Genomic DNA, 9,743 nt, shown 5'->3' with positions numbered 1-9,743 from the left:
GGACGCGGAGCGTCCAGAACGGCGTACCGACGCGGAGCGTCGGCACGATAATCAAAAGTCGGGCACGATGATCTATAGGCGGTTACTTATCCGAATGTCCCTGCGCCATGGCGACCACGACTTTGCGCTTGCCGGTGAAGGGTGCGCGGGAGTGGGCGGTGAGCATGTTGTCGAGCATCAGGACGTCGTTTTCCAGCCATGGGAAGCTGACGGTGCATTCGTCGAGTACGCCGCGGATTTCGTCCAGCAGGGTTTCTTCGAGTGGCGAGCCGTCGCCGTAGTAGACGTTGCGCGGCAGGTCTTCTTCGTCCACTACGTCGAGCAGGGTTTCGCGCACTTCCGGCTGCAGGTTGGAGATGTGGAACAGGTGCGCCTGGTTGAACCAGACGCTGTCGTGGGTCACCGGGTGGCGCGATACTGCCTGGCAAATCTGCCGGGTGCGCAGTTCGCCGTCGTCTTTCCATTCGCATTCGATGTTGTGCGCCCGGCAGTAGGCTTCGACCACAGACTCATCTTCGGTGTTGAATACCTGGCTCCATTCCACATCGAGCCCGTTGCCGTAGTTACGCACGTACATCAGTTTCTTTTCGACAAAGCGTTCGCGAATGCGCGCCGGGATGCGTCGGTAGATTTCGCGGCTGTCGGCGATCGGTGTTTCGCCACCCGTCTGCGCCGCGATCATGCTGTAGAACCAGATCTTCATCGGCCATTCCAGCGTGTACGCCTGCTCGTTGTGCAGCGGTATGCTCTGGTGCGCCGGGTACTCGGTCGAGGTGTACACGCCTTTGGTAACGTTGCTCCGCGGCGTAGAACCGAACTCGTAGTTAAGCAGCGGATCGCCGAAACCGGCGGCGAACTCGCGAAACGCTTCTGCGCCACCGACCTCGAAGCCGCGAAACAGAATCCCGCCGGCGCTGTACAGGTGCCCGGCGACCAGCGGCTTGAGTTCGCCCAGCGCTTCCATCAAGTCCAGACCGGGCTCGGGTGCCTGCACCAGCATCGGCAAGCTGCCCGCCCCTGCCAGCAACGGCCGGATATCCAAACTCAACGCATGACTCATGATGTTTCTCCCTTGATGGCAAAAGCGCCCGAGCCCCTGCGGCCTGGCGCAACACCAATGTCCAGATTGAACGTACTGCGCCGCTGAAAAATTAACCGTACCGCCCTATTCATGCGGCATGCGGAGGTGTTCGGCCGTCCTGAAACAATTTTTTGCATTTAAACGCAAAAAATTCCTATAGGAATTCAGTTCTCATTCGTCTTTGACTTAATGTGACGCTTTTATATCGCCCGCGCGTACAGACAGAGGGGACCGCCCTGCGGCCGCTCCACATCGTGAATCGAGATTGTTTATCCATGTCGAAGAAGTCCCGTTCAAAAATCTGGTTTCTCGTCCACAGCTGGCTGGCCCTGCCGATCTGGTTCTTCGTGCTGATCGTCTGTGTGACCGGCACGCTGGCCGTGGTCAGCAAGGAAATCATGTGGCTGGCCAACCCGGAGATGCGTGACAACCGCCCTTCCGATGATGCCCGGCGCCTGAACTTCGAACAGATTCGCGCCACCATCGAACGCAACCAACCGGACCTGATCGTCGGCACCATCATGCAGCCGGACGGCGACTACTTCGCCTTGAGCGTGTTCATCACCTACCCCGACGGGCGTTCGGTGCCGGCTTACGTCAACCCTTACACCGGGGTGATTCAGGGCATTACCCCGTCGTTCGACTTCCGCCGCTTCACCCGCGCGCTGCACGGCTGGTGGCTGGTGCCGTTTACCAACGGTTATTCGTGGGGCTGGTATCTGGTGTCGATTCTCGGCCTGCCGTTGCTGGCGTCGCTGGTGACCGGGCTGGTGGTCTACAAGAAATTCTGGCGCGGCTTTTTCAAGCCCGTGCGTTTCAGCCAGGGCCCGCGGATTTTCTGGGGCGACCTGCATCGCCTCAGCGGCGTCTGGTCGATCTGGTTCATTGCGGTGATTTCCATTACCGGCACGTGGTTTCTGATCCAGGCGATTCTGGGCGACAACCAGATCAGTATTTCCAGCAAATCCCAGGTCGCGTCGATCATCCCGCACAGCGCCGTACCACTGACTGCCGACGGCAGACCCGCGCCGACCATCAGCCTGGAGCGCGCCGTGGAAATCGCCAGGGAGCGGATTCCGGGCCTGGAAGCCAGCTTCATCACGCCGCCGTTCAATGCCTACAGCAACCTGCAGGTGGGTGGGCGCAGCTGGTATCCATTGATGTTCCAGACTGCCGAAATCAACCCGTACAGCGGCGAGATTGCCGCCTCGCACCTGCTGTCGGACCGCAACAAACTGGAGTTCGTCACCGAGTCCATGCGTCCGCTGCACACCGGCGATTTCGGCGGCATCTGGATCAAGCTGATCTGGGCGTTCTTCGGTCTGCTGCTAAGCATGATGGTGCTCAGCGGCCTGTTGATCTGGAGCAAGCGTACTGCACTGGCGACGCTCAACGCCCTCAAGCGTGAAACCCGAGCCCGCCCGGCAACGGCCGCTGCAACCCCACGAAACACCTCGCCCTCGCCGCTGGCGACCCGCACCCCGGAGAACAGCCTGTGAGCAAGGCCGCCACTGTTGCACAACCTGCATCGTCACTGAGCCGTTTCTGGCACAAATGGCGCTTCCATATCAACGTGCTGCTGGTGCTGATCCCGCTGGGTTTCATGCCCAAGTACTTCTCCGATGTTTCACTGGATCGTGGCGATCAGGGCCTTGGTCAGCGCGAGGTCGGCGAGATTCAGGTCGGCCCGTGGAGCCTGCGTCTGGCAGAGGACCGCAACGAAGCGCCGCGCCTTTCCGGCCCATCGGGCTACATGAAAAGTTTCAATGCGGCGCTGTGCAACGCCTGCATCGACCGGGTCAAGGCCACTTATCTGCGCATCGGCAAACCGCGCAGCCTGCGCACCGCCGGGGTGATTTTCTTCGGTGGTGGCTACCGCATGAGCGCCTTCATGCAGATTGCGCAAAACACCGATCCCGACGCCGAGCTGTGGATCACCATGGAAGGCTGGGACGGCGCCGTGCATCAGACCTCCATCCCCCTGCAACAGGCTTCGCCCAGCACCGTGGCGTGGCTGAAAAAACAAGGAGCCCAACCATGAGTGCCCGCCCTTCCCTGCGCTGGCTGACGGCCAGTGCCCTGTGCCTGCTTGGCCTGAGCAGCAACGCCCTGGCGCATAACCCGATGTGCGAATGCAAACAGATCGACACCGAGCAGATCCGCTGCACCGGCGGTTTTTCCGACGGCAGTGGTGCACCGGGTGTGACCCTGGACGTGATCGGCTACGACGAAACCATTCTGGTGCCCGGCAAGCTCGGCGAAGACTCGACCGTGACCTTCAAACGCCCCGCCTCCGAGTTCTACGTGCTGTTCGACGCCGGCCCCGGTCACGTGGTGGAAATCGATCAGGCGGATATCCAGGCCCCATGAGCGCACCGACCCGACATATCGTCCGTCCGGCAGGCGCCGGGCATGAAACCCTGTACGTCCTGTTGCTGTGCCTGCTGATCCTTGGCAGCGCTGCCGGCGTGATCAGCCTGCACCGTGATACTCAGGAAACGCACAGCGTCTCCAGCCATCAACTGGACGCACGACGCGACCTGAGCGCTGCGGAACAAGGCATTTACGCCGACCTGCGCGTGACCCTCGATGAAATCCGCCTGCTGGCCACCGAGCAGCAGACACCGATCACCCCAGAGCAACTGGCCGATGAAGGCTTTGCGCCGTTCGCCAGGGATGCCAGTTCGGCAAGCCGTGGCGATCACGCCTGGCAGATGATCGAGCAGTCCTATCTGGGGCTGAGCCGGACGCCGAGCGTGGCCGGTTCGTTTCTGATGCGTGTCGATTCCGGCGAGCAGCCGGACATCTGGATCAACCGCAACGCCTCGCCGGCGGCGGTCAGCGACCTCGGTGACCAGGCCCTGATCGATTCAGGCTGGAAACAGGTCGTCGCGCAATTCGATGCTGGCGTGACCCGTCAGCACCCGCACTGAAACTCCGCATTCCTTTGAAAGAAGACCGCTTGCCCATGCCTATTTCACTCAAACGCCGTCCCTTGCTGCGCGTCCTGCTGACGGGGCTGATGGTCGCCCTGCTGGCGCCGTCCAGCTTCGCCGCCGAACCGGCCAAACGCCTGCGCATCGGCATTACCCTGCACCCTTACTATAGCTACGTGAGCAATATCGTCGGCGACAAGGCCGACGTCGTGCCGCTGATCCCGGCGGGCTTCAACCCGCATGCCTATGAGCCGCGCGCCGAGGACATCAAGCGCATCGGTTCGCTGGATGTGATCGTGCTCAACGGCGTCGGCCATGACGACTTTGCCGACCGCATGATCGCCACCAGTGAAACGCCGAACATCAAGACCATCGAGGCCAACGCCGATGTGCCGTTGCTGGCGGCCACCGGGGTGGCGGCGCGAGGTGCCGGCAAAGTGGTCAACCCGCACACCTTCCTGTCGATCAGTGCGTCCATTGCGCAGGTCAACAATATCGCCCGCGAGCTGGGCAAGCTGGACCCGGACAATGCCAAAACCTACACCGCCAAAGCCCGCGCCTACGGCAAGCGCCTGCGCCAGATGCGCGCCGACGCGCTCGCCAAACTGACCAAGGCACCCAATGCCGACCTGCGCGTGGCCACGGTGCATGCCGCCTACGACTACCTGCTGCGCGAATTCGGCCTGGAAGTCACCGCCGTGGTTGAACCGGCGCATGGCATCGAGCCCAGCCCGAGTCAGTTGAAAAAAACCATCGACCAACTGCGTGAGCTGGATGTGAAAGTGATCTTCTCGGAGATGGACTTCCCGTCCACCTACGTCGAGACCATTCAGCGTGAATCCGGAGTTCGGCTGTACCCGCTGTCGCACATTTCCTATGGCGAGTACACCGCCGACAAGTACGAAAAGGAAATGGCCGGCAACCTCGACACGGTGGTACGGGCCATTCAGGAGTCGGGCGCATGACGGCTGCACAGCACCTCGACATCATTAGCCAGGGGCCGGGCATCGAATTCAGTCAGGTCAGCCTGACCCTCGGGCGCACCACGATTCTCGATCAGGTTCACTTCAATGTGCGCGCCGGCAGCGTACACGCACTGGTCGGACCGAACGGCGGTGGCAAAAGCTCGCTGATCAAGACCCTGCTCGGGCAGACACCGCATCAAGGCCAGTTGAGCCTGCTGTGGCCTGCCGCTCCGGGGCTGATCGGCTATGTTCCGCAGGCGCTGGAGTTCGACCGTGGCCTGCCGATGACCGTGGACGATTTCATGGCGGCCATGTGTCAGCGACGCCCGGCGTTTCTGGGCTTGTCGAAGCACTACGCAGCAGCGATTGGCGAGGCACTGGAACGGGTAGGCATGCAGGACAAGCGCAAACGGCGCATGGGCGCGCTGTCCGGTGGCGAGCGGCAGCGCGTGCTGCTCGCGCAGGGGCTGATTCCTGCGCCGCAATTGCTGGTGCTGGATGAGCCGATGTCGGCGCTGGATGAGGCGGGTATTCAGGTGTTTGAGCGGTTGTTGGGTGACTGGCGCCGAAGCGGGGTCACGGTCCTGTGGATCGAGCATGATCTGGATGCCGTCAGGCGTCTGGCCGATCAGGTCACGGGGCTCAACCGACGCATCCTGTTCGATGAACCGGCCGCCACCGCGCTGACCCCGGAACGGCTGCTGACCCTGTTTTCCGCGCACCCGCGCACGATGGATAGCAGTGCCGGGAGGATCGCGTAATGGATTACGAAACCTTTCGCCTGTTCATTCAGGGCCTCGCCTCTTCCGGTTACCTGCCCGAGGCGCTGGCCTACGGTTTTGTGGTCAACGCCCTGCTCGCCGGGCTGTTGATCGGCCCGGTGCTGGGCGGTCTGGGCACGCTGGTGGTGGTCAAGCGCTTTGCGTTTTTCTCCGAAGCAGTGGGCCATGCGGCACTGACCGGGGTGGCGATTGGCATTCTGCTCGGCGAACCCTACACCGGCCCCTATGGTGCCCTGTTCGGCTATTGCCTGCTGTTCGGCATCGTCCTCAATTACCTGCGCAACCGCACCGGGCTGGCACCGGACACGTTGATCGGCGTGTTCCTGTCGGTCTCCCTGGCACTGGGCGCGAGCCTGTTGCTGGTGCTGGCCGGCAAGATCAACGTGCACATTCTGGAAAACGTGCTGTTCGGCTCGGTGCTGACCGTCAACGGCAACGACCTGCTGGTGCTGCTGATCGTCGGTTCGCTGGTCATGGGCCTGAGCCTGCCGCTGTACAACCGCATCATGCTGGCCAGCTTCAATCCGCAGCTGGCTGCGGTGCGCGGCGTGGCGGTAAAGACGCTGGATTACCTGTTCGTGATTCTGGTGACGCTGATCACGGTCGCGGCGGTGAAAGTCATCGGCGCAATCCTGGTCGGTGCGTTGCTGGTGATTCCAGCGGCGGCGGCACGCTTGTTGAGTCAGTCGCTCAAGGGCTTTTTCTGGATTTCAGTGGCCATTGCGACCATCAGCACCCTGTGCGGCATCCTGCTGCCCATCGTCTTCGACCTGCCGGTGCCGTCCGGCGCGGCAATCATTCTGGTGGCGGGCATTGCTTTCGCCCTGGCCGCCATCGCTCGCGGCACGCTGCCGAGCCTGAAAGGGAATATTGGATAAATGCCCACGTTACGTACCTTGAGTCTGGCGCTGCTCATCACCGGCCTGTTCAGCAACAGCCTGCAGGCGGCCGACAGCAAAACCGATAAACCGCAACCGGTGCGAGTGCTGGCCAGCCTGCCGATCACTTATGGCCTGGGCGAAATACTGCTCAAGGACAGCGGTGTGGTGCTGGAACGCGCTGCCGCGGCCAACCTGCCGGGCTCGCGTCAGACCGCGTATTTCACCGGGCGTGGTGCCGATGCCTTGCGCGGGCTGGCGAACAACGCCGACGCGGTAATCGGCTTACGCTCGATCTGGGCCGATGACCCGCTCTACCCCAATGCACGGCGCAGCAATATTCGTATCGTCGAGATCGATGCCGCACGTCCGGTGGACGGCAGTCTGCCGGGCATCGCCGTACAGTCGGGTCAGGGCACCGACGGTTTGAACAGTCAGCCGTGGCTGGCGAGCAATAACATGGGGCGTATGGCGGATGTGCTGGCAGCGGACCTGGTGCGCCTGGCACCGGCCGCCAAACCGAAAATCGAGGCCAATCTGGCGGCGTTCAAACAGCAGCTACTCAAGCTCAGCGCCAGCAGCGAAGCCGCGCTGGCCGGTGCCGATAATTTGAGTGTGGTGAGTTTGTCGGATCGCTTCGGCTATTTGATCAGCGGGCTGAATCTGGAGCTGATCGACACTCAGGCACTGACGGACGAGCAATGGACGCCAGAAGCCTTGAGCAAACTGAGCGCGACCCTGAAGGATAACGACGTGGCCTTGGTGCTCGATCACCGCCAGCCACCCGCGCCGGTCAAGGCCGCCATCGAGGCGGCTGGCAGCAAGCTGTTGGTGCTGGGGATTGACGGCGCTGACCCGCTGGCGGAGTTGCAGGGTGATATTCAGGGGATTATCGGGGTGCTGGCTGGCAAGGAGTGAGATTATCGTTCCCTACGCTCCAGCGTGGAAATTGCATTTCGCGATGCTCTGCGTCGCAAAGAGGACGCGGAGCGTCCGGAACGGCATGACGACGCGGAGCGTCGCACGATAGTTGAGTTGCCTGACGCAGAGCTTCAGCACGAAGTTCAGATTATCGTTCCGCACGCTCCAGCGTGGGAATACAGTTCTCGACGCTCTGCGTCGCAAAGAGGACGCGGAGCGTCCGGAACGGCATGACGACGCAGAGCGTCGCACGATAATCGGATTGTCCGTGCAGACCGACGCGGAGCGTCGCACGATAATCGAAGTATCCGTGCAGACCGTCAATCAGGCCGTCTGCGCTTCCATTTTCTGGCGCAGGCTCAGGGGGCGCATGTCGGTCCAGACTTCTTCGATGTAGGCCAGGCATTCTTTCTTGAAGCCGCTCTTGCCCACGGTGCGCCAGCCATTGGGGATCGCCTTGTAGTCGGGCCAGATGGAATACTGTTCTTCGTGGTTGACTACAACTTGAAAGACGATGTCTTCCCGATCGAATACTGAAGTCATTGCTGCTCTCCATGTGTGTTCAGGGCTGCCGCGCCAATTCATGGCAGCTATAGGGATTGAACGTATCACTACGTCGAAAAATTAAACCTGGGCGACAGCGGCGTTCAGCGCACGGCCGAAGATCTCTGCCACTTCGTCGATCTGTTCGGCAGTGATGATCAGCGGCGGCAGAAAACGTACCACGCTGGCATGTCGACCGCCCAGTTCCAGAATCAGCCCGCGCTTGAGGCATTCACGCTGGATCAGCGGGGCCAGACGCGCAAATAGCGGCGGATGACCCTGTGCATCGCGTGCACCGGACGGGTCGACCAGCTCGACACCGAGCATCAGCCCGCGCCCGCGAATATCGCCCAGCTGCGGGAAGTCACGTTGCAAGGCACGCAAATGGCCGGACAGACGCGCGCCCATGGCTGTCGCGTGTTCGCAAATAGAGTGTTCCTGAAGATAGCGCATTACGGCAGAACCGGTAGCCATGGCCATCTGATTGCCGCGAAACGTCCCGGCGTGTGCGCCCGGCAGCCAGGTGTCCAGCCAGGAACGATAGACCACCACCGCCAGTGGCAAGCTGCCGCCAATGGCTTTGGACATGACCACCACGTCCGGGATGATCCCGGCATGCTCGAAGGCAAACATCTTGCCGGTGCGTGCGAAACCGCTCTGGATTTCATCGACGATCAGCGCCACGCCGGCCTTTTCGGTGATGCGTCGCACGCCGCGCAGCCAGTCCAGATCAGCGGGGATCACTCCACCCTCGCCCTGCACCACTTCAAGAATGACCGCTGCGGGCAATTGCACGCCGGCTTCCGGGTCGTTGAGCAGGTTTTCCAGATAATGCAGGTTGGCGCGCACGCCCTGTTCGCCGCCAAGCCCGAACGGGCAGCGGTAATCATAGGGGTACGGCAGAAACTGCACGCCGGTGCCGAGCAACGCACCCAGCGGCTTTTTCGGCCCCAGGCTGCCCATCAGGCTCAATGCGCCCTGGCTCATGCCGTGATAACCGCCCTGAAATGACAGGACCGTGCTGCGCCCGGTAGCGGTGCGTACCAGCTTCAACGCGGCTTCCACTGCATCGGTGCCGGTCGGGCCGCAAAACTGAATCTTCGCGTCATCGGCCAGCGCTGGCGGCAGCAGGCCGAACAGGTCCTGAACGAACTGGTCCTTGACCGGCGTGGTGAGGTCCAGCGTATGCAGCGGCAACTCGTCGGCGATCACTTGCTGGATCGCTTCGATAATCACCGCATGGTTATGCCCCAACGCCAGGGTGCCCGCGCCTGCCAGGCAATCGATGAAGCGCCGCCCTTCGACGTCCTCGACGTGAATCCCCTTGGCGCGTTTGAGCGCCAGCGGTATGCGCCGCGGGTAGCTGCGTGCGTTGGACTCCTGGCGACTCTGTCGGGCCAGCAGTGGCGATTCGTCGAACTGGTAGAGCATCTCAGCCGCAGCCGGGGCAACCCGTGTCGGCTGATCATCGATAAACCTGGTAGCGACTGACATCTGTGCAACCCTCAATACGCGGCTTGAATGACCTGAAACATAAGCGTTGGCGCATGCCGCTTCAGGTGTGTGTTCGGTCCTTGGAAAACGCGCCAGCGAGCTGCGGATTTACACTCAGTAACGAGTTTTTTATCCGCAGCCCC

General features: G+C 61.8%; 11 protein-coding genes. 8 read left to right on the top strand and 3 right to left on the bottom strand.

Features of this window, described 5'->3' with window-relative positions; genetic code table 11:
• Window positions 1–82: 82 nt before the first annotated feature.
• Window positions 83–1,060, bottom strand: a complete 978-nt coding sequence (locus QRN50_RS10685) for a TauD/TfdA family dioxygenase (RefSeq protein ID WP_024650819.1) — start codon at window positions 1,058–1,060, stop codon at window positions 83–85.
• A 296-nt stretch (window positions 1,061–1,356) separates the two neighbouring features.
• Between QRN50_RS10685 and QRN50_RS10680 the strand changes: the two genes are divergently transcribed.
• From QRN50_RS10680 to QRN50_RS10645, 8 genes are read left to right on the top strand one after another with little or no spacing between them, the layout of a single operon-like run.
• Entirely contained in the window at window positions 1,357–2,580 is a 1,224-nt protein-coding gene (locus QRN50_RS10680; RefSeq protein ID WP_003406927.1) for a PepSY-associated TM helix domain-containing protein, read from the top strand.
• Window positions 2,577–3,122, top strand: coding sequence for a PA2404 family protein (locus QRN50_RS10675; RefSeq protein WP_003348822.1), 546 nt, complete (start codon window positions 2,577–2,579; stop codon window positions 3,120–3,122). Before QRN50_RS10680 ends, QRN50_RS10675 begins: the two co-directional genes overlap by 4 nt.
• Complete coding sequence (locus QRN50_RS10670; protein ID WP_003406932.1) at window positions 3,119–3,451, top strand: hypothetical protein; 333 nt, start codon at window positions 3,119–3,121, stop codon at window positions 3,449–3,451. Before QRN50_RS10675 ends, QRN50_RS10670 begins: the two co-directional genes overlap by 4 nt.
• A complete protein-coding gene (locus tag QRN50_RS10665) occupies window positions 3,448–4,014 on the top strand; it encodes a DUF6162 family protein (protein WP_054092877.1) in 567 nt (188 codons plus the stop codon). The genes QRN50_RS10670 and QRN50_RS10665 overlap by 4 nt, the downstream gene beginning before the upstream one ends.
• 35 nt (window positions 4,015–4,049) lie before the next feature.
• Window positions 4,050–4,982 (top strand): metal ABC transporter substrate-binding protein, encoded by a 933-nt coding sequence (locus QRN50_RS10660; protein ID WP_096127132.1) that lies wholly within the window; start codon window positions 4,050–4,052, stop codon window positions 4,980–4,982.
• Complete coding sequence (locus QRN50_RS10655; protein WP_096127133.1) at window positions 4,979–5,743, top strand: metal ABC transporter ATP-binding protein; 765 nt, start codon at window positions 4,979–4,981, stop codon at window positions 5,741–5,743. The genes QRN50_RS10660 and QRN50_RS10655 overlap by 4 nt, the downstream gene beginning before the upstream one ends.
• Complete coding sequence (locus tag QRN50_RS10650; protein WP_003406943.1) at window positions 5,743–6,642, top strand: metal ABC transporter permease; 900 nt, start codon at window positions 5,743–5,745, stop codon at window positions 6,640–6,642. The genes QRN50_RS10655 and QRN50_RS10650 overlap by 1 nt, the downstream gene beginning before the upstream one ends.
• The gene (locus QRN50_RS10645; RefSeq protein ID WP_060405868.1) at window positions 6,643–7,560 is read left to right on the top strand and encodes a metal ABC transporter substrate-binding protein; all 918 of its coding nucleotides are present in this window, start codon (window positions 6,643–6,645) and stop codon (window positions 7,558–7,560) included. It abuts the gene before it with no gap.
• A 327-nt stretch (window positions 7,561–7,887) separates the two neighbouring features.
• Here QRN50_RS10645 and QRN50_RS10640 read toward each other — a convergent pair whose 3' ends face one another.
• On the bottom strand, window positions 7,888–8,106 hold the full coding sequence (locus QRN50_RS10640) for an MbtH family protein (protein WP_003304661.1): 219 nt from the start codon (window positions 8,104–8,106) through the stop codon (window positions 7,888–7,890).
• An 81-nt stretch (window positions 8,107–8,187) separates the two neighbouring features.
• A complete protein-coding gene (locus QRN50_RS10635) occupies window positions 8,188–9,600 on the bottom strand; it encodes an aspartate aminotransferase family protein (RefSeq protein WP_024640585.1) in 1,413 nt (470 codons plus the stop codon).
• Window positions 9,601–9,743 lie beyond the last annotated feature (143 nt).

It is taken from the genome of Pseudomonas sp. MEJ108, from assembly GCF_030208985.1.
In the GTDB taxonomy this organism is placed as follows: Bacteria; Pseudomonadota; Gammaproteobacteria; order Pseudomonadales; family Pseudomonadaceae; genus Aquipseudomonas; species Aquipseudomonas fragariae.
The sequence above is the reverse complement of the archived record's forward strand: the minus strand, read 5'-3'. Positions and strand labels throughout refer to the sequence as shown.

What these genes read in the sequence shown, in the direction of transcription:
- QRN50_RS10685 (WP_024650819.1), bottom strand. Translation starts at nt 1,060, where the DNA reads ATGAGTCATGCGTTGAGTTTGGATATCCGGCCGTTGCTGGCAGGGGCG.
- QRN50_RS10680 (WP_003406927.1), top strand. Translation starts at nt 1,357, where the DNA reads ATGTCGAAGAAGTCCCGTTCAAAAATCTGGTTTCTCGTCCACAGCTGG.
- QRN50_RS10670 (WP_003406932.1), top strand. Translation starts at nt 3,119, where the DNA reads ATGAGTGCCCGCCCTTCCCTGCGCTGGCTGACGGCCAGTGCCCTGTGC.
- QRN50_RS10665 (WP_054092877.1), top strand. Translation starts at nt 3,448, where the DNA reads ATGAGCGCACCGACCCGACATATCGTCCGTCCGGCAGGCGCCGGGCAT.
- QRN50_RS10660 (WP_096127132.1), top strand. Translation starts at nt 4,050, where the DNA reads ATGCCTATTTCACTCAAACGCCGTCCCTTGCTGCGCGTCCTGCTGACG.
- QRN50_RS10655 (WP_096127133.1), top strand. Translation starts at nt 4,979, where the DNA reads ATGACGGCTGCACAGCACCTCGACATCATTAGCCAGGGGCCGGGCATC.
- QRN50_RS10650 (WP_003406943.1), top strand. Translation starts at nt 5,743, where the DNA reads ATGGATTACGAAACCTTTCGCCTGTTCATTCAGGGCCTCGCCTCTTCC.
- QRN50_RS10645 (WP_060405868.1), top strand. Translation starts at nt 6,643, where the DNA reads ATGCCCACGTTACGTACCTTGAGTCTGGCGCTGCTCATCACCGGCCTG.
- QRN50_RS10640 (WP_003304661.1), bottom strand. Translation starts at nt 8,106, where the DNA reads ATGACTTCAGTATTCGATCGGGAAGACATCGTCTTTCAAGTTGTAGTC.
- QRN50_RS10635 (WP_024640585.1), bottom strand. Translation starts at nt 9,600, where the DNA reads ATGTCAGTCGCTACCAGGTTTATCGATGATCAGCCGACACGGGTTGCC.